Here is a 24,619-nt window from a genome sequence, read left to right as displayed (position 1 = left end):
GTTATGCGCTCAGAACGCCATATCCAGACGGATCGTGGCGTAGCGGAACGCGTCGCGGGCCGGCTTCCAGCCGTAGGACCGGATGTCGGGGCCGCCGCCGGCCCGCTTGAAATTGAGGAAGGAGCCGCTGCTGCCGGCTTCGTAATGGTGGTCGAACAGGTTTTTCACGCCGATCGACAGTTTATAGAGTCCCTTGACGTCCTTGAACGAGGCGCCGAGATCGAAAATACCATAGCCGGGCCGCACCAGCGACGGGTCCTGGCTGATCGCGCCCTGCACCGTCGACTGCGTGCGCCACTGGGCGTTGATCGCGGCGATAACCGGCAACCCGGCCAGGCGCGGCAGCGTGTATTCGCCGCCCATGCTCAGCTTCCATTTGGGCGCGTTGGGCATCATGCCGCCGCTGGCGTCGCGCAGGAACGATCCGGGCACCAGCTCGTTGGGAATGGTGCAATCGGTGGCGCCGCTGTAGCACGGCCCCTGGTTCCAGTCGCGCACCACGGCGCGCGTATAGGCGAAGCTGGCGTTGAGCAGCAAGGCGCGCGTGGCCAGCACCGTGGCGTCGGCCTCGAAGCCGCGCGTTTGCAGCGATGGAATGCTGTACAACACGCTGGCCTGGCTGCCGTCGGTGAAGCGTTCGGTGGCCGAGGTCTGGTAGTCGCGGAAGCGGGTCTGGAAGATAGCCGCGTTGAAGGTGGCGCGGTTGTTCCACAGGTTGGCCTTGAAGCCGGCCTCGAAACTGGTGGCCTTCTCCGGCGCCAGCGGCAGGCGGGAAAACACGTTGACGTTGTTGGCGCCGCTGGTCATGTCGTAGGCCACGCCCTTGTGGCCGGTGGAGGTGGTGCCGTACACCATCATCTCGTCGTTCAGATGGTAGGTGTAGCCGAGTTTGCCGGTGACGGCGTTTTCCTTGTTTTGCGGCGCGATGTACAGGTGCTCGCCGGTGTGCACGTTGTCCGGCGCGCTCGACGACAGGCTGTCGATGGTGTGGAACAGGTAATCGTTGGCCTCGCGGTTGAAGCGCAGGCCGGCGCTCAGGCTCTGCTTCGGCGCGAAGTCCCAGTTGGTGTTGGCGTAGAGCGCGTGCGTCAGGCTGCCCGAGTTGGTGTCGTAGTTGGTGTAGTTGCTTTCCTTGACGAAGGCGTTGCCGCGCAGGTAGGTGCGGTACAGCGAGTTGCGCGCGATCCACACGCCGACCAGGTAGCGGAAGGCACCGCCGTCCGGCGACGTCAGGCGGAATTCCTGGGTCGACGTCTTGCTGGCGATGGTGCCGTTGATCATCGGCGGCTCGGCGATGCCGGACGGCTTGCCGCTGGCGTCGACCTGGTAGAAGGTGGAAATCAGGTCGATGTTGTCGTTGTCGCGGAAATCGTTGGACAGGTTGTTGTCGACCGACGTGATCGAGGTCAGCGCGTGGCCGGCCAGCGGCGAGCTGTCCGGGAAGGCATAGTTGACGCGCACGCCGATGGCGCGGTCGGTGGCGTCCAGGCCGGTCGGCGAGTCGTTGCGGATCTGGCGGTTCCAGCGGCTGACGTTGATGCCGCGCAGCACCTCGGTGTTCGACAGCGCGGTGTACCTGCGGTTGTACAGGTAGCCGACGCCCTCGCCGATCGAAGTGATGGCCTCCGTGTTGCCGGTCGCGCGGGAGTGGTCGTAGCGCGGCGTGATCAGCACGTCGAGGTCCGGCGAGATCTTCCACTGCAGCTTGGCCATGAAGGTCTTGCCGCCCGAGCCGTTTTGCATCGAATCGTTGGTCAGGTTGTGCAGCAGGCCGGGGAAGTTGGTCTTGCTGGCGTACAGGCGCAGGCCGACCGTGTCCGACAGCCGGCCGCTGAGCGAGGCCGAGGCGCGGTATTCCTGGTCGCTGGTGTGGTACAGGCTCACCTTTGTCTGCATCGGCCCGGCGCCGATCGGCTTGGTGGTCATCACCACCGCGCCGGCGATCGCACTCTTGCCGAACAGGGTGCTTTGCGGTCCCTTGAGCACCTCGACGCGGGCCATGTCGGACATGTCGCGGAACGCTTGCTGGGTTTGCGCGTAGGGGATGTCGTCGACCATGATGGCGACGTCGCCCTCGATGCCGAGGTTGTTCGAGGTAGTGCCGATGCCGCGCATGTTGATGCTGTTGGTGCCGACCTGCGTGCCGACCGACACCGACAGCGCCGGCGACAGGTTGATGATGTCGACCAATTCGCGCACGTTGTTGCGTTGCATGTATTCCTCGCCCAGCACCGAGATCGAGGCGGGCACGTCTTCCAGTTTTTCAATGCGGCGGTTGGCGGTCACCACCACCGATTCCAGTTTGGGCTGGGCGGCCGGATCCGGCGCGACGCCGGACTGCTGCGCCTGCGCTGGGAAGGCGCCGATCAACAGCAGCGCCACGGCTGAGGCGATCGGGGTGGGCCGGCAGCGCGCGGCGCCGGGCATGGTTGGTCCAGTCATCATTGTCTCCGTATCTTATAGTTATCTTGTTCGTACTGCAACGGTTTACTGTAACGTTACAGTAACCCGGTAAAAAAGATGGGGGTGAAACCCCCGTTTTTACGCTACTGATGCTCGTTTCTGAAACACGTAGGGCGGATTAGGCGGAACGCCGTAATCGGCCATGCGTGAGTTGTCGGCGGCCCATGCATGGCCGATTACGCTGCGCTAATCCGCCCTACGTGTCTCAACGTGTTCCGGGCTTCCGTGGCCAACAGCTTCGCCAGCGAATCACTGTAACGATTTACTGTAACGATGCAGTAAGAATAAACGAACGGCCGCCGATGTCAACATTTTTTCGCCGAGCGGGTGCTCGGCGATTGTTGGGGTTGCTTTACGCCGCGGTCACTGCGGGGACTTGCCGCGCGCGTACCATTCGACGATGCGCTGGTACTCTGGCCACATATTGCCGGCTGGCGCGCCGGCCGGCAGCAGGTTGTGGCCGGCGTTGGGGAGGCGCCGCATGGTCACGTCGTGGCCGGCGCCCAGCAGTTCGGCTGCCATCGCTTCGCCCGACATGATGGGCACGCTGGTGTCCTTCATGCCGCCGACGATGTAGACCCGCGCCTGCGATTTCAACAGCGACTGCGTCGACGACGCGCGGAAGAAGCTGGTCCAGCGCTTGTACGGGTGGCCCCAGGCCAGCACCTTGGCATTGTCCGGGTCGGCGGCGATCTTCTGGCGCGTCGCCTCCAGTTCGTCGAGGCGGCGCTTGATCACCACGTCGCCGCCCCCGGCGGCATAGGCGCCGGCGACGAAGTCGTAGTACTGCGACGGGCCGCTGCCGGAGACGATGGCGACGTCGGTCACGCGCCCTTCCTTTTCGGCCAGGCCGGCGGCGGCGGTGGCGCCTTCCGACACGCCCAGCACCAGCGACGAGCCGGCGCGCACCCACGGCTGCTGTGCGGCGTGGTCGTAGGCCCGCCCCAGATCGCGCACCCAGTTCTCCAAGGTGAAGTAGTCATTGAATTCGGTCGGGCACGCGATGATGCCGCCACCGGCCGGCGCTTCCTTCGGCGCGTACGGCTTGTTGACGACCATGACCGCGTATTTGCCCTGCTGCGCCAGATCGATGTAGCCGAACACGTTGGACGAGCGGCGCAAGGTGTCCAACCCGCTGAACACCGGCGCGCAGCCGGAGCCCTGGATCAGCAGCACCAGCGGCGCCGGTTCCCTGGTCTTGGAGATGAAGTACTCGACGTCGGGCGCGCCCTCCTGGCTCAAACGGTAGCCCACCACCTCGGTCGTGCCGACGGTGAAGCCGCCGGTTTCCGTCACCTCGGCGGCACCGGCCAGCGCCGATACCAAGCATGCTCCCAACAATAAAACACTCTTCATCCAACTCTCCTATAACGTCAACGGCAGGCTGCGCAAGCGCTTGCCGGTTAATTTGAATACGGCGTTGGCCACCGCCGGCGCGATCGGCGGCGTGGCCGGCTCGCCCATGCCTTCCGGGTGTTCCGCACTCGGCATGATAATCGTTTCGACGACCGGGGCCTGGTTCATCCGTGCGACCGGGTAGTCGTGGAAGTTGGTTTGCTCGACCTTGCCGTCCTTGATCGTCACCGCGCCGTACAGCGCCGCCGACAGGCCGAACACCACGCCCGATTCGGCCTGCTGGGCGATGATGTTGGGGTTGACGGCGATGCCGCAGTCGATGGCGCAGACCACCCGGTGCACACGGATCTCCGTGCCCTCGACCGTGACCTCGGCTACTTGCGCGACGATGGTGCCGAACGACTGATGCAGCGCCACGCCGTGCGCGCGGCCCTCGGGCGCGGCGCCGGCCCTGGCGACGGCGGCGTCGAGCACCGCCAGATGGCGCGGGTGGCGCTTCAGCAGGCCGCGCCGGAACTCGACGCCGTCCTTGCCGGCGGCGTGCGCCAGCTCGTCGATGAAGCTCTCCTTGAAGAAGGCGTTGTGCGAATGCCCGACCGAGCGCCAGTAACCCAGCGGCACCGGGCTGTCGACGATCACGTGGCGGATGCGCTGGTTGACAAACTCGTACTGCATATCGAATTCGCCTTCGGCGGTGGTCTTGTCAGGGCCGCCGGCCGGCAGGCCCAGGTTGCGCTTGAAGAACTGGTGCGACACCGAGCCGCTGGCGGACTTGTTGTCGTAGCCCAGCACATTGCCCGCCGCGTCCAGGGTGGCGACGAAGCGCGCCAGCGCGGCCGGACGATACACGTCGTGGGTGGTGTCGTCCTCGCGCGACCAGATCATCTGCACCGGCGCGCCGCCGCACTGGCGGGCCACCGCCACGCACTGCGCGACCATGTCGACGTCGAGCCGGCGCCCGAAGCCGCCGCCCAGCATCGTCACCTGCAGCACCACGTTCTCCACTTCCACCCCGCCGGCGGTGGCCGCCGCTTGCACCGCGAAGCCCGGCGACTGCGTCGGCGCCCAGACATAGACCTTGCCATCCTTGATCTGCGCGGTGCAGTTGACCGGCTCCATGGCGGCATGCGCCAGATACGGGGCGCGGTACTCGGCGCTGACGGTCCTGGCGATGCCGGCGACCTGTCCCTCGACGGCGTCCATGTCGCCGCTCTGGTGGTAGGCGTAGCCGGATTCCTTGTCCAGCAGGGCCGCGAATTGGGCGTAGACGCCGGCGCTGGACAGGCCCGCATGCGGACCGCCGGTCCAGCGCACCGGCAAGGCTTGCGCGGCGGTCTTCGCCTGCCAATAAGTCTTCGCCACCACCGCGAGGCCGGCGCCGGCGCCCGCGTGCGGCCCGAGCGCGGCCGAAAAATCGACCACGCGCAGCACGCCCGGCATCGTCAGCACCGCGTTCGTATCGGCACCGGCGACGGCGCCGCCGATCACCGGCGACATGCGCACGGCCGCGTACAACATGCCTTCGGGCCGCACGTCGATGCCGAACACGGCGCGCCCGTTGACCTTGGCCGGGGTGTCGCGGCGCGGCTGCGGGCGGCCGATCAGGCGGAATTCCTGCGGCGTCTTGAGGCGCACCTCGCCGGGCCGCGAGGTGGCCGCCGCCGCGGCCAGCGAACCGTACGCGAGGCGCCGGCCGTCGGCGTGCACCACGTGGCCGTCCTCGGTGCGGCAGTCCGCGGCGCGCACCTTCCATAGCTCGGCGGCGGCGGCCACCAGCATCGCGCGCGCCGTGGCGCCGGCCTCGCGCATCGGCCCCCACGCGTCCTTGACGCTCGACGAGCCGCCGGTGATGACCAGCCCCAGCTCGCGCGCGACCTTGCCGACGGTCCATTGCGCGACCGCCTTCAGGCGGCCGTCATCGTCGGGATGGAACGGCAGGCCATCGCGCAGCATGGCGACGTTGCCGAAGATTTTATCCATCGGCGCCTGCACCAGGCGGACGGCCGACAGCGGCACGTCCATCTCCTCGGCCACCAGCATCGGCAGCGCCGTGTGCACGCCCTGCCCCATCTCGCTGCGCGGCATGGCGACGGTGACGGTGCCATCCGGCGCCACGCCCACCCAGCCGTTGAGCGCCAGCGCGCCGCCCGTCAGCGGCAGCGGGTGGGCGCTGTCGAGGCGCTGGCGCGCCGGCAGCACGCCCCAGCCGACCACCAGGGCGCCAACGGCCGCCACGCCGCCGAACAGGAAGCGGCGGCGGGAGCGGTTCTTTGCTACGGACATGTGCTCTCCTAACTTTGTTAACCCAACTTCCCTTTGGCGATACGCCCGCCGCGCCACTTAGGGGACGTACCCGAACGGGTACGTCCCCGCTTGGCCGTGCGGGTTGGCCGTCTCAGGCTGCCAGCGCGCCAGCATGTCGGCGGCGGCCAGCGGTTTGCTGTAGAAGTAGCCCTGGGCCAGGTGGCAGCCGTGGCGCAGCAGGAAGGCGGCCTGCTCCTCGGTTTCCACGCCCTCGGCGATGACCGACAGGTTCATGCTCTTGCCCAGCTGGATGATGGCGATGGCGATCGCCTCGTCGTTGGCGTCGGTCGAGATGTCCTTGATGAAGGAGCGGTCGATCTTGAGCGTCTGCACCGGCAGCTGCTTCAGATACGCCAGCGACGAATAGCCGGTGCCGAAATCGTCGATCGCCAGGCCGACGCCGATCGAGTGCAGGTCGTTGATGAAGACCATGGCGTCGCCGGTGTTCATGATCACCGATTCGGTCACTTCCAGTTGCAGGCGCTGAGGCTCCAGTCCCGTCTCGCGCAGGATGTCGGCCACCATGTTGACGATGCTGCCGCGCTCGAACTGCTTGGCCGACAGGTTGACGGCGATCTTGGGCACGTGCAGGCCGGCCTCCTGCCAGCGCACCATCTGGCGGCAGGCCTCGTGCAGCACCCACTTGCCCAGCTGATTGATGAAGCCGGTGTCCTCGGCCAGCGGGATGAAGCGGATCGGCGGGATCAGGCCCAGCTCCGGGTGGTTCCAGCGCACCAGCGCCTCGACCCCGACCAGGCGCCCGCTGTCGATCTCCACCTGCGGCTGGTAGTTGAGGAAGATCTCGTCCTTCTCGATCGAGCGGCGCAGGAAGGTCTCCAGGCGCAGGCGCTCGACCCCCTCGCCCGTCATCGACGGCGCGTAGAAGCTGTAGCCGTTGCGTCCGCGCGCCTTGGCCTGGTACATGGCCACGTCGGCGTTGCGGATCAGCATGTTGAGGTCGGTGGCGTCGTCCGGGAACAGGCTGATGCCCACGCTGCAGGTGACGAACAATTCGTGGCCGGCCACCATGAACGGCTGGTCGAACATCTGCACCAGTTTTTCGGCCACCTGGCTGGCGCCGAACTGGTTGTCGATGTCCTCGAGCAGTACGATGAATTCGTCGCCGCCCAGGCGCGCCAGGGTGTCGCCCTCGCGCAGGCGCTCGAGCAGCGCGTTGGCGACCTGCTTGAGCAGCTCGTCGCCGATGTGGTGGCCCAAGGTGTCGTTGACGTTTTTAAACCGGTCCAGATCGATGAACAGCAACGCCAGCTGCTCGCCGTCGCGCGCCGCGCGCAGCAGCGCGTGCTGCAGGCGGTCGTGGAACAGCAGCCGGTTCGGCAGCGCCGTCAACGGGTCGTGGTGGGCCAGGTGGTCGAGCTTTTCCTGCGACTCCTTGGCCTTGGTGATGTCGCTGAATACGCCGACGTAGTGCGTGCCCACGCCGCGGCTGTCGCGCACCGCGCTCACCGTCAGCCATTCCAGGTACAGCTCGCCGTTCTTGCGCTGGCTCCACAGCTCGCCGCGCCAGAAGCCGGTGTCGACCTGCTCCTGCCACATCGCGTCGTAGAACTGCTGCTCGTGGCGGCCCGAGCGCGTCAACGTGTAGTGCCGGCCCAGCGCCTCGGCCTCCGAGTAGCCGGTGATCTGGGTGAAGGCCGGGTTGATGGCGACGATGGTGCCTTCCTTGTCGAGCACCACCACGCCATCGGCGATGTGCTCGATGACGGTGGCCGACAGGCGCAGCTTCTCCTCGGCCTCCTTGCGGGCGGTGATGTCGGCGTAGACCCAGATGCTGCCCTCGTTGGCGCGGTGGCGGTCGAGCGCGTAGCCGCTGACCATGCACCAGAACATGCTGCCGTCGCCGCGCCGGTAGTTGCGCTCCTCGTTGAAGTAGTCGCCCTCGGCCAAGGACGGGTACTGGCGCGCGCCGGCCGCCTCGAAGTCGAACGAGTCGGGGAACAGGATGGCCGTCGAGGCGCCCGTCATCGCGCCCGGCTCGTAGCCGAACAGCTCCTCGCAGCGGCGGTTGACCGAGACGATGTGCCGGTTGCGCACGAACATGACGCCGAACATGACGTTGTCGAGGATGGCGCTCTGCTCGGCCAGCAGGCCCTCGATGCGCATCTCGTTGTGCTTGCGCTGGCTGATGTCGGAGATGATGCCGTCGACCCAGGGCGAGTTGCCGTCGGCGCCGCGCGGCTGCGGCTGGCCGTTCTCGGCCAGCCAGCGCTCGGTGCCGGCGGCGTCGACGATGCGGTATTCGACCTCGTACGGCAGGCCGTCGCCGAGCGCCTGCGTGATCGTGCGGCGGTGGCGCTTGCGGTCCTGCGGCGCGATCAGATTGGTCCAGGCATCGGTGTTGCCGCGCATAAACTGCGCGGCCGGGTAGCCGGAGATGTCCTCGATGGCGTCCGAGACGAACTCGATCGGCCCGTCCGGGCGGAAGCGGAACACCGCCCCCGGCACCTGCGTGACGATGGTGCGGAAGCGCTCCTCGCGCTGGCCGACGTCCTCGAACAGCCGCTTGATGGCCACCCGCATCTGCTCGAGCTGCATGGCCAGGCGGCCCAGCTCGTCGCTGCCGGACAGGTCGAGCCGGGTCTCGAAGTCGCCGCGCGAGAGGCGGTCGGAAAAGCCCATCAGCTTGCGCAGCGGCTTGATCAGGCGGGAATTGAGGAACAACACGATCAGCAGCAGCGACACGGTCAGTTGCGCGGCCAGCACGAACACGTAGGACCATTGTTTTTCGCGCAGTTCCTGCTGGCTGCGGGCGTCGTCCATCTCGACCATGATGCGGCCGATCTTCTCGCCGCGCACCAGGATCTCGCGCTCGGCGCGGTAGACGTTGCCGGCCGCGCGGCGCGGCGAGTGCACGTGGATGAACTGGGCGTCGGCCTGGCCGACCACCTGCACCTGCAGCACCGAGCGGTCGCGCATGACCGATTCGACCAGCGAATGGGCCGACTCGGAGTTCATGTTCCACAGCGATTCCTGCATGCCCAGCGCCAGGATGTCGGCGTTGCGCTGGAGCGACTCGTCGAGCGCCACGCGCGCCGACTGCTGCTCGTGCACGCCGATGAGCAAATAACTGCCGATGATGGCCGGGATCACCAGCCCGCCGAACACGACCAGCAGCAAGGCGCCGTAGATCGACAGCCCGTACAGCGCCCCCAGCCTGGTCCGCAGACGGTGGATCACGCTAGTCATCGAGGGGCGAACAAAATCGCGGCAGGGGGAAAGGTCGCATCGTCGTCGGGGTCATGTTACAAAATTACTTAGTGGAATTATGCACGGAAAATTGCCCTGCAAGTCACACACCAAGCAAAAAACCTCGGGGCGGGCTATTATCGCGGCTCAATTTCCACATAGATTCCACATAGGACACCGCCATGACCACTTTTTCCATGTATTCCGCCTCGATTCCCGTGTTCAAGCAGATCCTCAACAGCCTGCTGGCCATCCTGGACAAGGCCGAGGCCCATGCCACCGAGAAAAAGATCGAGCCGGCCGCGCTGCTGCAGTTCCGTCTGTTCCCGGACATGTTGCCGTTCACGCGCCAGATCCAGATCGCCTGCGACTTCGCCAAGGGCGCGGCCGCGCGCCTGGGCGGCCTGGACGTGCCGTCGTACGAGGACACCGAGGTCACTTTCGCCGACCTGAAGGCGCGCATCGTCAAGACCTTGGCCTACATCGACGGCGTGCCGCAGGCGGCCATCGAGGGCAGCGAGGGACGCGCCATCACCACCGGCAGCGGCGAGAAGACCAAGCATTTCACCGGCCAGACGTATTTGTTCCACTACGCGCTGCCGCACTTCTTCTTCCACGCCACCACCGCCTACGACATCCTGCGCCACAACGGCCTGGACATCGGCAAGAAGAATTTCATCGGTACATATTGATCGATACGGCCGGGGACCCCGGCGTCGTCTGAACCACGTAGGGCGGATTAGCGCAGCGTAATCGGCCATGCGTGTTTACTTTTACTTATTCCGGCGCGGGTAGCCCTGCGCCAGGATGCGCTGCCACACCAGCTCCTTCTGCTCGGCGCTCATCGACACCCAGTGCGCCACCTCCACCACGCTGCGTCCGCAGCCGCGGCAGATCTCGTCGAACGTGGTCGAACACACGGCCACGCACGGTGTGTCCGGCCGCACCGGCGGGTCGCCCTTGCCTTCGCTCATCCCTTCACCTGCAGCAACTTGTCCCAGGCGTCGTGCCCGAGCGCGCGCAAGGTGGCGATGTTCTTCTCGAAAATGTCGGACGCCTCCGGGAACGCCTCGACGGCGCGCTCGACGCTGTCCTCGCGCAGCAGGTGCAAGGTCGGGTACGGCGAGCGGTTGGTGTAGTTCTCGATGTCGTTCCGGTGCGTGTCGGCGAACTGGTAGTCCGGGTGGAAGCTGGCCACCTGCAGCTCGCCGTCGAGCTGCAAGTCCTCCAGCGCGGCGTCGGCCACGTCGAGGAACTCGTTGTAGTCCTCGAAGTCGCCCAGCACGTTGGGGTGGATCAGCAGGGTCGTGTCGACCTGCTCCGGGTCGGCGTCGGCCAAGTATTGCAGCTCCTCCATCAGCTTTTCCAGCAGGGCCTCCGGCGTGTCGGCGTCCGACACCACGTAACGGATCTGTCCCTTGACGTGGACGGCCTTGGCGAACGGACACAGGTTCAGGCCGATGACGGCCTTCTCCAGCCAGTCGACGGTTTTTGCGACGACGGCGTCGTGGGCGCTACTACTCATGATGCGATTCCTTGAAGACTCTCTTAAAGGGGGAATTGTACGCATTCTTTGCGCCATCTCATACTCCGCGCAATTTGCCGGCATCTGCGCCTTATATGCCGGGAACTGTTGCATAAAATAAAGGTCACATGCCTGACATAATCCTTGACTCATCAGGACGACCTTCGTACACTCCACGTTTATTCATGGTCGGTTCGATGTTTCACAGTCGACAACAATGGAAAACTATGCATCCTCGAATTCCTAAACGCGCCGCGCTGGCGGCGCCCCTGGCGACCGTGCTGGCGCTGCTGGCGCCGACCGCCAGCCACGCCTACGACGAGGCGGCCAGCCTGCCGCCGTCGGCGCCCGTGCCGCTGACCGCCCTGCCGAAGTCCCCCGCCCTCGACCTGTCCTCCCTGAAAATCAACAAGCCGGCCAAAGTGGCCGAGGACGACGCGTTCCGCGAGAAGGACGTGTGGGGCCGCATCCGCAGCGGCTACGCCATTCCCGACCTCAACAACGACCTGGTGGCCAAGCACACCAAGTGGTACACGGCCCGGCCCGACCACATGGCCATCACCACCGGGCGCGCCTCGCGCTACCTGTTCCACGTCGTCACCGAGCTCGAAAAGCGCGGCATGCCGACCGAGCTGGCCTTGCTGCCGTTCATCGAGTCGGCCTTCAACCCGGAGGCGCTGTCGCACGCCAACGCCGCCGGCATGTGGCAGTTCGTGCCCGGCACCGGCCGCGACTTCAACCTCAAGCAGGACGCCTTCAAGGACGAGCGCCGCGGCATCCTGGCCTCGACCGACGCCGCGCTGACCTATCTGCAGCGCCTCTACGACATGTTCGGCGACTGGCAACTGGCGCTGGCCGCCTACAACTGGGGCGAGGGCTCGGTGCAGCGCGCCATCGCCAAAAACCAGGCCGCCGGCAAGCCGACCGACTTCCAGAGCCTGTCGGAGCTGATGCCGACCGAGACGCGCGAATACGTGCCGAAATTGCAAGCCGTCAAGAACATCATCGGCAACCCGACCCAGTTCGGCGTGACCCTGCCGCCGGTCGACAACACCCCGTATTTCACCGCCGTCGACAAGACCAGCGACATCGACCTGACCATCGCCGCCCACCTGGCCGAGCTGTCGGTGGCCGAGTTCAAGGCGCTCAATCCGCAGTTCAAGCGCCCGGTCATCACCGGCGACGAGCAGACCAAGATCCTGTTGCCCAAGGAAAACGCCGCCAAGTTCCAGCTGAACCTGGCGCAATGGGGCAAGGATCTGTCGACCTGGACCACGCACAAGATCACCAGCGCGCGCGAGAGCATCGGCGCGCTGGCGTCGCGCTTCCACACCACGCCGGAAGTGATACGCCAGGCCAACAACATTCCGCAGCGCTCCATGCTCAAGGCCGGCTCGACCATCCTGGTGCCCAAGGTGTCGACCTCGGCCTACCTGGACATCGCGCCCGAGGTGGCCGACAACGCCACGATGGCGTTCGAGGCCGAGCGTTCCGTGTCCAAGTCGGGCTACAAGCGTGCCGGCGCCACCAAGGCCACCAAGGGCGGGCCGGTGTCGCTGGTCAAGGCGCGCGTGCCGCGCGACGCGGCCAAGGGCAAATCGGGCCGCAAGACCAGCAACTGACCCCGGTCCGGCTTCCCGCCGCCGCCGGCCGGCCCGCATGGCGCCGGGGGCGGCGGCGATCAAAGGTTGCAGTCAACGCTGACACGTCCTACAATCTCGCACTTGCGTGGCAGGCGAACGGCCTCACACCCTAAAAACAACCCCCACTGACGTCGCCCCGCCCGCTGTCCGAGCCGGCGCCGGCGCGCAGTCGCAATCGGAGTCATCATGGCGTTCTTGCAAGGCAAAAAAATCCTCATCACCGGTCTGCTGTCGAACCGTTCCATCGCCTACGGCATCGCCAAGGCTTGCCACCGCGAAGGCGCCGAACTGGCGTTCACCTACGTCGGCGAACGTTTTAAAGACCGCATCACCGAGTTCGCCGCCGAATTCGACAGCACCCTGGTGTTCGACTGCGACGTCTCGAGCGACGAGCAGATCGCCGCCGTGTTCGCCGACCTGGGCAAGAGCTGGCCGCAGCTCGACGGCCTGGTGCACGCGATCGGCTTCGCGCCGCGCGAGGCGATCGCCGGCGACTTCCTCGACGGCCTGACGCGCGAGAACTTCCGCATCGCCCACGACATCTCGGCCTACAGCTTCCCGGCCATGGCCAAGGCGGCGCTGCCGCTGTTGAAGGAAGGCTCGTCGCTGCTGACCCTGTCGTACCTGGGCGCCGTGCGCGCCATTCCGTACTACAACACCATGGGCCTGGCCAAGGCCTCGCTGGAGGCGTCGGTGCGCTACCTGGCCGAGAACCTGGGCAAGCTGGGCATCCGCGCCAACGGCATCTCGGCCGGCCCGATCAAGACCCTGGCCGCGTCCGGCATCAAGGACTTCGGCAAGCTGCTCGGCTTCGCCTCGTCGCACGCGCCGCTGCGCCGCAACGTCACCATCGAGGAAGTGGGCAACACGGCCGCCTTCATGCTGTCGGACCTGGCCTCGGGCATCACCGGCGAGATCACCTACGTCGATGGCGGCTTCTCGCACGTGATGGGCCTGAACGCGGAAGACTACCTGTAAGCCCTTCCCGGCGGTCCCCGCAGCCAAACGCCCCGCACGCGGGGCGTTTTCACGTCCGCCCCCCCAAAAAACCGGGGTCAGGTCCGACATTCGGACATTGGGACCCAAATGGGGAACTTTTAGGCCTCAAAAAGTTCCTCGATGTCCGAATGTCGGACCTGACCCTCCCGTCTTGCATGACCCTCCCGTCTTGTGGGCCTCCCGGCCCGGAAGTGACATTTACGACAATATTTAGATGTCCTGGCGCAACAACTGATGCAATCAGGATGCAAGCCGCTTTGGTTCCCGCCCGATTGTTGCTATTGTCTTTCCCACCAGAACAGATCATCCACTTTTCTTAGAACAGGCGCGGCCACGAGCCGCCCGGGATCACGGGGACCACCATGCTCGACCAGGTAAACGTCAGGACGCGTTTTCTCATCCTTATCGGCTGCTTCGTGGCCGGCTTCGGCCTCTACGGCGCCTGGTCGTTCAAGGCCCTCAACGAAATCCAGGTCAACGGCCCGATCTACCAGCGCATCGTGCAAAGCAAGGACTTGATCGCCGATATCCTGCCGCCGCCCGAATACATCATCGAGTCCTATCTGGTGTGCCTGCAGATGGCCAACGTCGGCCAGTCAGATGGCGCCACCGCCGGTGATGCGCGCCAGGCGCTGGCCGGGCGCCTGCGCGCCCTCAAGGCCGACTACGACACCCGCCACGCCTACTGGCGCGGCCAGGACCTGCCCGGCCAGATGGGGCCGCTGATGCTGGAGCAGGCCCACGCGCCCGCGCTGGCCTTCTACGCCACCGCCTTCGACACCTTCCTGCCGGCGCTGGCCAAGGGCGACCAGGACGGCGCGGCGGCCGCGCTCAAGCGCCTGGGCGGCCTGTACGAGACGCACCGCAAGGTCATCGACCAGGTCGTCCAGCTGGCCACCGCCCAATCCGCGCTCGACGAGGCGGCCGCGCGCGAACGCATCGCCGCCGCGCAGTGGCAGTGCGCGCTGATCCTGGCCGCCGCCGTGGCCGCCAGCGTGGCCGCCGCCAACCTGATCATGCGCGGGCTGCGCCGCCAGCTCGGCGGCGAGCCGGCGCTGGCGGCCGGCATCGCCCGCCGCATCGCCGCCGGCGACCTGGCCGTCGACGTCGAGCTGGCCGCCGGCGACCGGGCCAGCCTGCTGCACGCGATGCGCGACATGCGCGACCAGCTGGGCAGCATCGTCACCCAGGTGCGCACCGGCACCGACGCGGTGGCCTCGGCGTCGGGGCAGATCGCCGCCGGCAACGAGGACCTGTCGTCGCGCACGGCGAAGCAGACCAGTTCGCTCGAGGCGACCGCCGAGGCCATCGGCGCGCTCAACGGCGCCGTCCAGCGCAACGCCGACAACGCCCGGCGCGCCAACGCGCTGGCGCTGTCCGCCTCGGACGTGGCGGCCCAGGGCGGCGCCGTCGTCGCCCAGGTGGTCGACACGATGGGCGCGATCAACCGGGCCTCGCGGCGCATCGCCGACATCATCGGCGTCATCGACGGCATCGCCTTCCAGACCAACATCCTGGCCCTGAACGCGGCGGTCGAGGCCGCGCGCGCCGGCGAGCAGGGGCGCGGCTTCGCCGTCGTCGCCGGCGAGGTGCGCAACCTGGCCCAGCGCAGCGCGGCGGCCGCGCGCGAGATCAAGGGGCTGATCGAGGAATCGGTCGAGCAGGTCGACACCGGCGCCGCGCTGGTGGACCGGGCCGGCGCGACGATGACCGAGATCGTCGCCAGCGTGGCGCGGGTGACCGACATCATGGGCCAGATCGACGCCGCCAGCCGCGAGCAGACCGACGGCATCGCCCGCATCGGCGAAGCGGTCGGCGGCATCGACCAGGCCACCCAGCAGAACGCCGCGCTGGTCGGGCAGGCGGGCGCGGCCGCCGCCCTGCTGCACGCGCAAGCCAGCCACCTGGCGCGCGTGGTGGGCGTGTTTTCGCTGGCGCCGAGCGGGAACTCCGGGGTCAGGTCCACTTTTTCTACACAAGCTCTGCACTAATAGGCCGCCGGCGCGGTGCCACGGCCGGGTCCGTGTAGAAATGGTGGACCTGACCCCGGAGTGGTTTTGCTGCGGCGCACGCTAAAACGGCAATTAACTGTACAGGCAGCCCCAAACTACTGTATAGTGTCGCCTGTGCGCTGCAGTGAGCGCGCCGCGACAAGCAGCGGCGCCGATTGATCAGCCAGGTATTACTAGCAGCTACGCAAGCCTTAGCGCATCATCCTGATGTCGCTTATGAAGCCCTCCCGCCTTTGGTGTCGCACCTGACACCGTCCCGGCGCAAAGCTTTTGTGCCGAAATTTCTTTCGATTTTGATTGAGTCATTTCGTTTTGGTAGGCGTTGCTATTTCGCGTTCGGCGTTTGCACGGGCGCAGGTTTTTTACGAAAGAACAGCATGACATTTGAAGCACTAGGTCTCAACACGTCCATCATCAAAGCCCTGACCGACGCCGGCTACACCGCGCCGACCCCGGTTCAGCAGCAGGCCATCCCTGCCGCCATCGCAGGCAAGGACTTGTTGGTTTCCTCGCAAACCGGTTCCGGCAAGACCGCCGCATTTATGCTGCCGTCGCTGCACCGTTTGTCCGAGATCGACCCGGCCGCCGCCGGCAAGACTCCCAACCAAGAAATGCAGGCCGCCCGCGCCCGTGGCGAGCGTCCCCGTTTCAAAGCCGCACAGCCAAAAATGCTGGTGTTGACCCCGACCCGCGAACTGGCCCTGCAAGTGACCTCCAATACCGACAAGTACAGCGTCAACCTGCGCCGTTTGAAGGCCGTGTCGATCCTGGGCGGTATGCCTTACCCGAAACAGATGCAATTGCTGGCCAAGAATCCTGAGATCCTGGTCGCCACCCCTGGCCGTCTGATCGACCACATGGAATCGGGCAAGATCGACTTCTCGCAACTGGAAATCCTGGTGCTCGACGAAGCCGACCGCATGCTGGACATGGGTTTCATCGACGACATCGAAAAAATCGTCGACGCGACGCCGTCGACCCGTCAAACCATGCTGTTCTCGGCCACGCTCGACGGCGTCGTCGGCAACATGGCGCGCCGCATCACCAAGGATCCGCAAGTGATCCAGATCCTCAGCGCCGCCAACAAGCATGAGAACATCACCCAGCGCGTGCACTTCGTCGACGACCTGTCGCACAAGAACCGCCTGCTCGACCACCTGCTGCGCGACGACTCGCTCGACCAGGCCGTCGTGTTCACCGCCACCAAGCGCGACGCCGACACCATCGCCGACCGCCTGAACATCGCCGGCTTCTCGGCCGCCGCGCTGCACGGCGACATGCACCAGGGCGCCCGCAACCGCACCCTGGACAGCCTGCGCCGCGGCCAGGTCAAGATCCTGATCGCCACCGACGTCGCCGCCCGCGGCATCGACGTGCCGACGATCACGCACGTGTTCAACTACGACCTGCCGAAGTTCCCTGAGGACTACGTCCACCGCATCGGCCGCACCGGCCGCGCCGGCCGCAACGGTCTGGCGATCTCACTGGTGAACCACGCCGAAGGCATGAACGTCAAGCGCATCGAGCGTTTCACCAAGCAGTTGATCCCGGTCAACGTCATCGAAGGCTACGAGCCGAAGAAGACCGCCTCGGCGGCGCGTTCTACCTCGCGTCCGGGCGGCTGGAAGCCGGGCGACAACCGCACCGGCGCCAAGCCGGGCCAGCGCACGTTCAGCAAGCCTGGCGCCCCGCGCAAGGAAGGCAGCACCGGCGGCGGCTACAAGGGCAGCAACCCGCGCAGCACCGACGGCGCCCGCCGCAGCTACGGCGACCGTTAATCGTCATCGTTAGCGTAGCGTAAAGCGACAATCAAAGCGGCCACCGGAGCGATCTGGTGGCCGCTTTTGCGTCCGGGCGCCGGACGGCTGGCGCGGCAGCCGGCTTTTCAGCTAACATGGCTGTCTGCACCGGCGCGCCCGCCGCCGGTGACGCCAAACCAAGGATTCATTTTTGCTAGTTCGCCAGCTTATCCGCACGATCCGCACGATCCACGTCATCCGCGTCGCCGCCGGCCTCTGCCTGGCCATCGCCAGCTTGCAGGGCGCCGCCGCCGAGGGCGCGGCGGCACTGCTCGCCCAGGCGCGCGAGGCGGTCGGCGGCAACGCCTGGCGGCAGGTCAAGACCCAGCACACGCAGTTCGTGCGCACCTACCTCGACCACGACGAGGCGGGCAGCAGCGACATCGATTTCGCCAGCGGCCGCTACGCGCAACGCATCCCCTCGTCGGCGGTGGCGCGCCTGATGTCGCGCTCGGACGGCCGGAATTTCTGGCGCCAGCGCATGGGCAAGCTGGAAAAGCAGGAAGGCCCGGCCAGCGATCCCGAGTTGCACCTGGGACGCCAATCGTACGCCTGGTGGTTCGCGCGCGGCGGCAAGGCGCGCCGGCTCGAACTGAAGGCGCCGCGCCGCCATGCCGGCGTCGACTACGCGGTCGTGCGCGTCGAGCTGGCGTCGGGCATCGCCTTCGACTACTGGATCAACGACACCACGCGCCGCATCGAGCGCCGCCAGGAAGTGGTCGACGGCAAAACCTTCACCATCGACTACCGCGATTTCCGCCGCGTCGGCGCGATCACGCTGCCGTTCGAGGAAAGCGTGCGCGACGCGCGGGACGGCGCCGACGAGGAAACGCTGCGCGTGTCCACCATCGTGCTCAACCGCCCCGCCGCGCAGATGGACTTCTCCCTGCCGCAGCCGGCCGTCATGCAGGGCTTTTCGGCCCAGAAGCCGGCGGTGACGGTGCCGTTCGAACCGTGCGAGGCGCATATCTGCGTGATGCTGACGTTGAACGGCCAGGGTCCGTTCAAGTTCATCCTCGACACCGGCGCCCGCAACGTCATCAGCGACAAGCTCTACCGGCGTCTGCGCCTGCCCGCCCAGGGCGTGGCCGTCTTGTCCGGCCTCGGCCAGCAGACCGAGCGCGGCGTGCTGACCACGGTCCAGCAGATCGGCATGGCCGGCCTGACCCTGGACCGCCAGGCCTTCTTCACCAGTTCGACGCTCGACAACCTGCCGATCGACGGCACCATCGGCTACGAATGGCTGTGGCTGACGCCGACCTTGATCGACTACGCCGCGCGCCAGCTGACCTTCCACGACCCGGACAGCTTCGTGTATCGCGGCCGGGCCGCCGCCACGCCGCTGTCATTCCATGACAAGACGCCGCAGATCGAAGCGGTGCTCGACGGCCTGTCCGGCAAGTTCACCATCGATACCGGCAGCGATTTCTCGCTGACAATGAGCAAGCCGTTCGTCGACCGCTACGGCCTGGTGGAAAAATACCAGGCGGGCGACACGGTCCAGACGGCGCAAGTCATCGGCGGCACCACCCAGGTGCTGAAAACGCGCGGCAAGCTGTTCGAGATGGGCGGGGTGCAAATCGCCGCCCCAACGCTGGAACTGCCGACGCGCGGCGGCGGCACGCTGAACAGCCCCACCCTCGCCGGCAACATCAGCAACGGCATCCTGCGGCAGACGAGCATCCTGTTCGATTACCAGGGTGGCAAGGTGTATATCGAGCCCAACAAGGTGATGTCGGCCGAATAACGGGTGCGCAGTGGGCGTGCCCCACACCAGCCCTTCGGGGAACGAGTCTCTTTCGCCCGTCTCTTTCAGTCTCTTTTGGTCTTTTTTGAACTCCTGCGTCTTCTTGCGGTCGAAGAGACTGAAAGAGACCAAAAAAGACCAAACCCTCAAGGAGAAAGAGTATGGTTCCCCCACGTCCCCGTTATCTACCACCCGCCACCCTCCTCCAGCTCGAAACCTTCCTGCGCGAAACCGCCAGCCCGCTGTCGGTGACCGAGGCCGTGGCGGCCGCCGTCAGGCAGTGGATCGAGCAGACGCGCAGCGCCGCCTACCCCGCGCGCGGTTATCAATGGAAGCTGCTCTTCCTTCCGGAGCACACGCTGGTCCGCATGTGCCACGCCGAACGCTGGCACGTCGCCAGAGTCGTCGGCGACGAACTGATCTATCAAGACGAGGCCGTCTCGCCGCACAAAATGGCGCAGGAAGTGGCGGGCGACGGCCGCAACGCCTGGCGCGTGCTCTGGCTGCGCTTCCCCGGCGAAAAAAACTGGCACAATGCCGATCTGCTGCGCGCGCGACTGCGACGGCGCGCCGCCAAGCCGGCGCCGACACCCGCCGAAGCGATGACCGCTGCCGCCGAAACCATGAGCCACGCGTTGAATGCGGCCCTGGTCCTCATCGAACACGTCGACCACCAATCGCGCAACACGCTGGAGCGCCGCGTGCCCAAGAGCCGGCGTGACTACGACGAGTTGGACGACCTTTCTTGAGGGCGACGGCAACACAGGCATAATGGAGGGATCGCAGCCCAACAGGCAACAATTTGTATCGTTCACACAATATCCGCGACGGCTGGCCGTCTTCACCTACATGCCGCCGCCTATCCCCACCACCGCCGACCAGGACCAAGCCATCACCGCGACGGTGTTGCGCGAGCGCTCGAAGCTGGGCAGCTTCATCCGCCGCCGGGTCGCCGACCAGACCGACGCCGAAGACATCCTGCAGGACGTCTTTTACGAATTCACCCAGGCCCACCGCCTGCCCGAGCCGATCGAGCAAGTCAGCGCCTGGCTCTACCGCGTCGCCCGCAACCGCATCATCGACCGCTTCCGCAAGAAGAAGGAAGTGCCGCTGGACGACATGGTCGACGAGGATGGCGAAGCCTACCGCCTCGACCTGCTGCTGCCGGCGGCCGACGCCGGCCCCGAACACGCCTATCACCGCGCCATGCTGCTCGAGCAACTGCAGGCGGCGCTTGAAGAACTGCCGCCCAACCAACGCGACGTCTTCATCGCCCACGAACTGGACGGGCTGAGCTTCAAGGACATGGCGCTGCAAAGCGGCGTGTCCGTCAACACCCTGCTGGCGCGCAAGCGCTATGCCGTGCTGCATCTGCGCGCGCGGCTGCAGGACCTGTACAACGAATGAAAGGAGAGTTGAAATGATGAAATACAAACTGCTGCTCATCCCCAAGATGCTGGTGATCCTGGCGCTGCTGGGCTGGATCGTCATGCTGCTGTGGAACTGGATCGTGCCCCACCTGTTCGCCGGCGGCGCGCCGCTCGATTATTGGCGCGCGCTCGGCCTGCTGGTGCTGTGCCGCATCCTGGTCGGCGGCTTCGGCGGCCGCCACCACCACGAAGGGGCGCAACGCTGGCAGCGCTGGCAGGCGATGACGCCGGAGGAGCGCGAACAATTCCGCGCCGCGCACAAGGGCCGCTTTTGGGGCCACGGCCGGGAATGGAGCAAAGAAAACACCAAGGAATAACAATGACAAAAACCAACGCCGCCGTCGCGGCGAATTTCACCCCGTATCAAAAAACCGTCGTCGCGATGCTGGCCTTCCTGCAGTTCGCGGTGATCCTCGACTTCATGCTGATGTCGCCGCTGGGCGCGGTCATCATGCCGGCCCTGAACATCGGGCCGATGGAATTCGGCCTGGTGGTGTCGGCCTACGCCTTCAGCGCCGGTGCCTCCGGCCTGCTGACGGCCGGCTTCGCCGACCGCTACGACCGCAAGAAGCTGCTGCTGTTCTTCTACACCGGCTTCATCCTGGGCACCGTCTGGTGCGGCCTGGCGCAAAGCTTCGAGAGCCTGCTGGCCGCGCGCGTGGTCACCGGCCTGTTCGGCGGCGTCATCGGCTCCATCGTGCTGGCCATCTCGACCGACCTGTTCCCGCCGCAGATGCGCGGCCGGGTCATGGGCCTGATCCAGACCGCCTTCGCCGCCAGCCAGGTGCTCGGCATCCCGATCGGCATCTACCTGTCGAACCAATGGGACTGGCACGTCCCCTTCCTCGCCATGGCCCTGTTCGGCCTGGTCGGCGGCCTGCTGGTCGCGTGGAAAATGCAACCGGTCGACGCCCACCTCGGCCAGCCGCAACGCCACAGCCCGTGGGCCCACCTGTACCACACGGTGACGGTGCCGCGCCATCTGCTGGCCTTTTCCATCACCGCCCTGCTGACCACGGGCGGCTTCATGCTCATGCCCTTCAGCAGCGCCTACATCGTCAACAACCTCGGCATCGACATGCACCACCTGCCCACCGTCTACCTGATCACCGGCGTGTGCACCATCTTCGCCGGCCCGCTGATCGGCAGGGCCGCCGACAAGCACGGCAAGTTCCCCGTGTTCTTGTTCGGCACCGCGCTGTCGATGGTGATGGTGGTGGTCTACACCCACCTGGGCACCATCCCCATGTGGGCGCTGGTGGCGGTCAACGCCCTCATGTTCGTCGGCATCTTCTCGCGCATGATCCCGTTCCAGGCGATGGCCGCGTCGGTGCCGCCGGCCACGCAACGGGGGGCCTTCAACGCCATCAGCGCGTCGATCCAGCAACTGTCGGGCGGCGTGGCCTCGGTCGTGGCCGGCCACATCGTCACCCAGGCCCCGGACGGCAGGCTGCAGCACTTCAGCGTGATCGGCTACGTGGTCGTGGCCACCTCGCTGGTGGCGCTGGCGCTGGTGTGGCAGCTGCAGCGCCGAATGTTAACGCGCCCCTAATATTGATCGAAATTCCAGCTCATTAAGAAAACTCAACATAGTTGCCACACGGAACTATTTTCCTACTATAATGGCTGGAACGATTATCAATACCTCAACTCGAAGGGAGCAAGTGCATGAACGCCAGAAATATGGATGCGGCCTGTTTGCGGGCGCTGCGCCGCCGCGGACATTCCGACAGCAGCATCAACGCGATGAGCCCGGAGGAGGCGTTTTGCGAGTACTGCGCCTACCACGGCATCATGAACCTGGTGCCGGCGACGCTGCAGATGCTCGACAAGCTGCGCAGCGAACACCGCCCGCAATAAGAAAAGGCCGCCGGGAACAACCAGGCGGCCTTTTTTTCGGAACGGTGGATTAACGGTAAAACGCTTCGACCTTGCCCTTGAGCTTGATCAGCATCGGATTGCCCTTGCGGTCCAGGCTTTTGCCGGCCGGGACCTTGATCCAGCCTTCGCTGATGCAATATTCGTCGACGTCCAGACGCTCTTTGTCGTTGAAACGGATGCCGACGTCGTGTTCGAACACGGCGGCGACATGGTGCGGGCTGCGCGGATCGATCGACAGACGATCCGGCAGCGGAGGGAGTTGAGTAGTATCGTTCATCCCGCCATTATATCAGCTGGTTTTGAAGATCAGCTGCGCCACGCGCCGCAATTTCGGATACACCACCGGCACCGTCAGCATGGTGCTGCCGATGGCCATCAACAGCAGCGCCGTGAAGGTGCCGTTGGTGATGATGCCCTTGTCGAGCAGGATATTGACGAAGATGATCATGATCAGGGCCTTCGTCTGCAGCAGCCAGCCGATGATCGACGCCTCGCCCGGTCCCCACCGGAGGATTTTGCCGGCCAGGTGGACGCCGGCGAGCTTGCCGCTGACCGACGCCACCAGCAGCACCGCCGCCGCCACGAACACGGCCGAACCGCCCACCTCCCAGTTCGTGCGCAGGCCGGTGCTGAGGAAAAACACCGGCATCACGGCCATCAGCACGTTGGCGCGCAGGAAGTCCATCTTCTCCTGGTTGAACCAGTCCGTGTCCATGACCGCGCCGGCCAGGAACGCGCCGACCATGTAGTGCAGGCCCGCCCAATCGGCCGCGAAGGCGCACGCGGCCAGCCAGATGAACGAGATATACCAGCGGTCGCGCTCCTCGAGCCGCACCATCATCGCGCGGAACAGCTTGGTCGTCAGCGCGAACACCAGCAGGAAGCCGGCCTGGCGCCCGACCCGGTCCCAGTCGAGCAGGATCACGGCCAGCACGCCCCAGATGGCGATGTCGTCCAGGCTGGCGTAGCGCAGGATGCGCTGGCCGATCGGCTGGCGCAGGATCTCCAGCTTTTCCATCAGCAGGATCAGGATCGGCAGCGCGGTGACCGCGCACGCCATGCCCACGCCGAGCACGAACTGCCATTGCTGCGCGTTGGGACCCACCCAGCCGGCGTAACCGAGCATGCCGAGCGCGGCGACGCAGCCGAACGCCAGCGGCATGCCCAACGCCAGGCCGGCCGTGATGGTGCTCTCGCGCCGGTGCTCCCACGCCTTACGCAGATCGAGCTCGATCCCGGCGATCATCACGAAGATCATCACCGCCCACCAGGCGATGCCGTTGAGCGACTGCACCACCTGGGGATTGAAGACGAAACTGTAGTACTCGGGATAGGCGCGGCCCATGATGCCGGGCCCGAGCAAAATGCCGGTGATGATCTGCACCACCACCAGCGGCGCGTAGTAATCGGTGCGGCCGAAGCGCCAGATCAGATACGGCACGCTAAAGATAATCAACATCGCGATCAAAAAGATCTCGGTGGTCCCCATGTGCATAATTGTCCCCTGCTTATTGTAGTTTGAGTAAAAGTCGCGCGGCCCTGTGGAGCATAACTTTAGGCAATATTGTATGGTGAAAGCGCCGCTGGAAGCGATTCCAAGTTGTTCTTTTCATCATCGCGCCCCGTCCCGCCCGTGTAGTCGCGATCACATCGTGTGGTAAACGCGACAGCGCACCGGCCGGGTCCTGCCAAGACGCTTGCTTTCCCGGGCCAAACGCATATAGTTGCATACTCAAGCATTAGTCAAACAAAACTCAACAACAAAAGGATATTGTATGGACAACCTCGATAACGACCTTCCCGCGCCCGCCGCCGTCAGCCCCAGCCTGGAGTTCGCGCTGCGCCTGGCGCGCGCCCAGGCCACGCTGGTGCGCCGGCTCGACCAGGTGCTGGGCGGCTACCACGGCATCAGCTTCGGCGACTTCATGCTGCTGCACTACCTCAACCGCGCGCCCGGCGGCCGCCTGCGCCGGGTAGACCTGGCCGAGCGCCAGGGCCTGACGGCGTCCGGCGTCACCCGCACCCTGCTGCCGCTGGAAAAGATCGGCCTCGTCGACCGCCAGCAGGACCCGCGCGACGCCCGCGTCGCCTACGCCGCCATCACCGCCACCGGCCGCGAACTGCTCAACAACGCCGTCGTCGTCGCCGAGCAGATCAGCAAGGACTTGCTGCGCAACTGTCCGCGCGAACAATTCGACGCGCTGAGCGAGGCGCTCGGCCTGATCGCCGGCATGAACGCCTCGAACTCTTAAC

The 24,619-nt window shown here is 65.8% G+C and carries 20 protein-coding genes; 12 read left to right on the top strand and 8 right to left on the bottom strand.

Translation table 11 applies throughout. The features are described from left to right. Nucleotides 1–9: 9 nt before the first annotated feature. The 4 genes from MRBLMU1_RS26945 to MRBLMU1_RS26930 all read right to left on the bottom strand — a co-directional run bounded on the left by MRBLMU1_RS26945 (nucleotide 10) and on the right by MRBLMU1_RS26930 (nucleotide 9,330). Nucleotides 10–2,445: a TonB-dependent receptor gene (locus MRBLMU1_RS26945; protein WP_363508339.1), complete on the bottom strand. Its 2,436-nt coding sequence runs from the start codon at nucleotides 2,443–2,445 to the stop codon at nucleotides 10–12. 381 nt (nucleotides 2,446–2,826) lie between these two features. Continuing rightward, nucleotides 2,827–3,819 carry an alpha/beta hydrolase family protein gene (locus MRBLMU1_RS26940; protein WP_363508336.1) on the bottom strand — a complete coding sequence of 331 codons (993 nt, stop codon included), beginning with the start codon at nucleotides 3,817–3,819 and terminating at the stop codon, nucleotides 2,827–2,829. 9 nt (nucleotides 3,820–3,828) lie between these two features. Further along, nucleotides 3,829–6,102: a xanthine dehydrogenase family protein molybdopterin-binding subunit gene (locus tag MRBLMU1_RS26935; RefSeq protein WP_363508333.1), complete on the bottom strand. Its 2,274-nt coding sequence runs from the start codon at nucleotides 6,100–6,102 to the stop codon at nucleotides 3,829–3,831. A gap of 57 nt (nucleotides 6,103–6,159) precedes the next feature. Continuing rightward, a complete protein-coding gene (locus tag MRBLMU1_RS26930; RefSeq protein ID WP_363508330.1) occupies nucleotides 6,160–9,330 on the bottom strand; it encodes a bifunctional diguanylate cyclase/phosphodiesterase in 3,171 nt (1,056 codons plus the stop codon). 182 nt (nucleotides 9,331–9,512) lie between these two features. Between MRBLMU1_RS26930 and MRBLMU1_RS26925 the strand changes: the two genes are divergently transcribed. Then, nucleotides 9,513–10,022 carry a DUF1993 domain-containing protein gene (locus MRBLMU1_RS26925; RefSeq protein WP_363508327.1) on the top strand — a complete coding sequence of 170 codons (510 nt, stop codon included), beginning with the start codon at nucleotides 9,513–9,515 and terminating at the stop codon, nucleotides 10,020–10,022. Between the two features lie 81 nt (nucleotides 10,023–10,103). Here the strand turns inward: MRBLMU1_RS26925 and MRBLMU1_RS26920 are convergent, their stop codons facing one another. Further along, nucleotides 10,104–10,304 carry a DUF1289 domain-containing protein gene (locus MRBLMU1_RS26920; protein WP_363508324.1) on the bottom strand — a complete coding sequence of 67 codons (201 nt, stop codon included), beginning with the start codon at nucleotides 10,302–10,304 and terminating at the stop codon, nucleotides 10,104–10,106. Beyond that, on the bottom strand, nucleotides 10,301–10,855 hold the full coding sequence (locus MRBLMU1_RS26915) for a DUF1415 domain-containing protein (protein WP_363508321.1): 555 nt from the start codon (nucleotides 10,853–10,855) through the stop codon (nucleotides 10,301–10,303). Before MRBLMU1_RS26915 ends, MRBLMU1_RS26920 begins: the two co-directional genes overlap by 4 nt. A gap of 227 nt (nucleotides 10,856–11,082) precedes the next feature. Here MRBLMU1_RS26915 and MRBLMU1_RS26910 point away from each other — a divergent pair, with 227 nt between their 5' ends. The 10 genes from MRBLMU1_RS26910 (at nucleotide 11,083) to MRBLMU1_RS26865 (ending at nucleotide 22,345) form a co-directional block, all read left to right on the top strand. Beyond that, a complete protein-coding gene (locus MRBLMU1_RS26910; protein WP_363508318.1) occupies nucleotides 11,083–12,477 on the top strand; it encodes a transglycosylase SLT domain-containing protein in 1,395 nt (464 codons plus the stop codon). Between the two features lie 207 nt (nucleotides 12,478–12,684). Continuing rightward, nucleotides 12,685–13,476, top strand: coding sequence for an enoyl-ACP reductase FabI (fabI, locus tag MRBLMU1_RS26905; RefSeq protein ID WP_330919408.1), 792 nt, complete (start codon nucleotides 12,685–12,687; stop codon nucleotides 13,474–13,476). Between the two features lie 383 nt (nucleotides 13,477–13,859). After that, entirely contained in the window at nucleotides 13,860–15,488 is a 1,629-nt protein-coding gene (locus MRBLMU1_RS26900) for a methyl-accepting chemotaxis protein (protein WP_363508315.1), read from the top strand. Between the two features lie 398 nt (nucleotides 15,489–15,886). Beyond that, complete coding sequence (locus tag MRBLMU1_RS26895) at nucleotides 15,887–17,287, top strand: DEAD/DEAH box helicase (protein WP_363508312.1); 1,401 nt, start codon at nucleotides 15,887–15,889, stop codon at nucleotides 17,285–17,287. Between the two features lie 172 nt (nucleotides 17,288–17,459). Next, nucleotides 17,460–19,055, top strand: coding sequence for a pepsin/retropepsin-like aspartic protease family protein (locus tag MRBLMU1_RS26890; protein WP_363508309.1), 1,596 nt, complete (start codon nucleotides 17,460–17,462; stop codon nucleotides 19,053–19,055). Between the two features lie 161 nt (nucleotides 19,056–19,216). Further along, nucleotides 19,217–19,804, top strand: coding sequence for a hypothetical protein (locus MRBLMU1_RS26885; RefSeq protein WP_363508306.1), 588 nt, complete (start codon nucleotides 19,217–19,219; stop codon nucleotides 19,802–19,804). A 100-nt stretch (nucleotides 19,805–19,904) separates the two neighbouring features. Further along, the gene (locus MRBLMU1_RS26880; RefSeq protein ID WP_363508303.1) at nucleotides 19,905–20,462 is read left to right on the top strand and encodes an RNA polymerase sigma factor; all 558 of its coding nucleotides are present in this window, start codon (nucleotides 19,905–19,907) and stop codon (nucleotides 20,460–20,462) included. A gap of 16 nt (nucleotides 20,463–20,478) precedes the next feature. Continuing rightward, nucleotides 20,479–20,802, top strand: coding sequence for a hypothetical protein (locus MRBLMU1_RS26875; RefSeq protein ID WP_363508720.1), 324 nt, complete (start codon nucleotides 20,479–20,481; stop codon nucleotides 20,800–20,802). 2 nt (nucleotides 20,803–20,804) lie between these two features. Continuing rightward, nucleotides 20,805–22,037 (top strand): MFS transporter, encoded by a 1,233-nt coding sequence (locus MRBLMU1_RS26870; protein ID WP_363508300.1) that lies wholly within the window; start codon nucleotides 20,805–20,807, stop codon nucleotides 22,035–22,037. Between the two features lie 116 nt (nucleotides 22,038–22,153). Beyond that, entirely contained in the window at nucleotides 22,154–22,345 is a 192-nt protein-coding gene (locus tag MRBLMU1_RS26865) for a hypothetical protein (RefSeq protein WP_315218435.1), read from the top strand. Between the two features lie 49 nt (nucleotides 22,346–22,394). Here MRBLMU1_RS26865 and MRBLMU1_RS26860 read toward each other — a convergent pair whose 3' ends face one another. Next, nucleotides 22,395–22,643, bottom strand: a complete 249-nt coding sequence (locus MRBLMU1_RS26860; protein ID WP_090320741.1) for a DUF3297 family protein — start codon at nucleotides 22,641–22,643, stop codon at nucleotides 22,395–22,397. A 12-nt stretch (nucleotides 22,644–22,655) separates the two neighbouring features. Continuing rightward, nucleotides 22,656–23,861, bottom strand: a complete 1,206-nt coding sequence (locus MRBLMU1_RS26855; RefSeq protein WP_363508296.1) for a cation:proton antiporter — start codon at nucleotides 23,859–23,861, stop codon at nucleotides 22,656–22,658. A gap of 280 nt (nucleotides 23,862–24,141) precedes the next feature. Here MRBLMU1_RS26855 and MRBLMU1_RS26850 point away from each other — a divergent pair, with 280 nt between their 5' ends. Then, nucleotides 24,142–24,618 carry a MarR family winged helix-turn-helix transcriptional regulator gene (locus tag MRBLMU1_RS26850; protein WP_363508293.1) on the top strand — a complete coding sequence of 159 codons (477 nt, stop codon included), beginning with the start codon at nucleotides 24,142–24,144 and terminating at the stop codon, nucleotides 24,616–24,618. Nucleotide 24,619 lies beyond the last annotated feature (1 nt).

Origin of the sequence: Burkholderia sp. LMU1-1-1.1, from assembly GCF_040675865.1 — a bacterium.
In the GTDB taxonomy this organism is placed as follows: domain Bacteria; phylum Pseudomonadota; class Gammaproteobacteria; order Burkholderiales; family Burkholderiaceae_D; genus Rugamonas.
This window is presented reverse-complemented; position numbering and strand designations above follow the sequence as displayed.

What these genes read in the sequence shown, in the direction of transcription:
- MRBLMU1_RS26885 (WP_363508306.1), top strand. Translation starts at nt 19,217, where the DNA reads ATGGTTCCCCCACGTCCCCGTTATCTACCACCCGCCACCCTCCTCCAG.
- MRBLMU1_RS26880 (WP_363508303.1), top strand. Translation starts at nt 19,905, where the DNA reads ATGCCGCCGCCTATCCCCACCACCGCCGACCAGGACCAAGCCATCACC.
- MRBLMU1_RS26875 (WP_363508720.1), top strand. Translation starts at nt 20,479, where the DNA reads ATGAAATACAAACTGCTGCTCATCCCCAAGATGCTGGTGATCCTGGCG.
- MRBLMU1_RS26915 (WP_363508321.1), bottom strand. Translation starts at nt 10,855, where the DNA reads ATGAGTAGTAGCGCCCACGACGCCGTCGTCGCAAAAACCGTCGACTGG.
- MRBLMU1_RS26870 (WP_363508300.1), top strand. Translation starts at nt 20,805, where the DNA reads ATGACAAAAACCAACGCCGCCGTCGCGGCGAATTTCACCCCGTATCAA.
- MRBLMU1_RS26865 (WP_315218435.1), top strand. Translation starts at nt 22,154, where the DNA reads ATGAACGCCAGAAATATGGATGCGGCCTGTTTGCGGGCGCTGCGCCGC.
- MRBLMU1_RS26940 (WP_363508336.1), bottom strand. Translation starts at nt 3,819, where the DNA reads ATGAAGAGTGTTTTATTGTTGGGAGCATGCTTGGTATCGGCGCTGGCC.
- MRBLMU1_RS26855 (WP_363508296.1), bottom strand. Translation starts at nt 23,861, where the DNA reads ATGCACATGGGGACCACCGAGATCTTTTTGATCGCGATGTTGATTATC.
- MRBLMU1_RS26900 (WP_363508315.1), top strand. Translation starts at nt 13,860, where the DNA reads ATGCTCGACCAGGTAAACGTCAGGACGCGTTTTCTCATCCTTATCGGC.
- MRBLMU1_RS26910 (WP_363508318.1), top strand. Translation starts at nt 11,083, where the DNA reads ATGCATCCTCGAATTCCTAAACGCGCCGCGCTGGCGGCGCCCCTGGCG.
- MRBLMU1_RS26920 (WP_363508324.1), bottom strand. Translation starts at nt 10,304, where the DNA reads ATGAGCGAAGGCAAGGGCGACCCGCCGGTGCGGCCGGACACACCGTGC.
- MRBLMU1_RS26935 (WP_363508333.1), bottom strand. Translation starts at nt 6,102, where the DNA reads ATGTCCGTAGCAAAGAACCGCTCCCGCCGCCGCTTCCTGTTCGGCGGC.
- fabI (WP_330919408.1), top strand. Translation starts at nt 12,685, where the DNA reads ATGGCGTTCTTGCAAGGCAAAAAAATCCTCATCACCGGTCTGCTGTCG.
- MRBLMU1_RS26945 (WP_363508339.1), bottom strand. Translation starts at nt 2,445, where the DNA reads ATGATGACTGGACCAACCATGCCCGGCGCCGCGCGCTGCCGGCCCACC.
- MRBLMU1_RS26925 (WP_363508327.1), top strand. Translation starts at nt 9,513, where the DNA reads ATGACCACTTTTTCCATGTATTCCGCCTCGATTCCCGTGTTCAAGCAG.
- MRBLMU1_RS26930 (WP_363508330.1), bottom strand. Translation starts at nt 9,330, where the DNA reads ATGACTAGCGTGATCCACCGTCTGCGGACCAGGCTGGGGGCGCTGTAC.
- MRBLMU1_RS26850 (WP_363508293.1), top strand. Translation starts at nt 24,142, where the DNA reads ATGGACAACCTCGATAACGACCTTCCCGCGCCCGCCGCCGTCAGCCCC.
- MRBLMU1_RS26895 (WP_363508312.1), top strand. Translation starts at nt 15,887, where the DNA reads ATGACATTTGAAGCACTAGGTCTCAACACGTCCATCATCAAAGCCCTG.
- MRBLMU1_RS26860 (WP_090320741.1), bottom strand. Translation starts at nt 22,643, where the DNA reads ATGAACGATACTACTCAACTCCCTCCGCTGCCGGATCGTCTGTCGATC.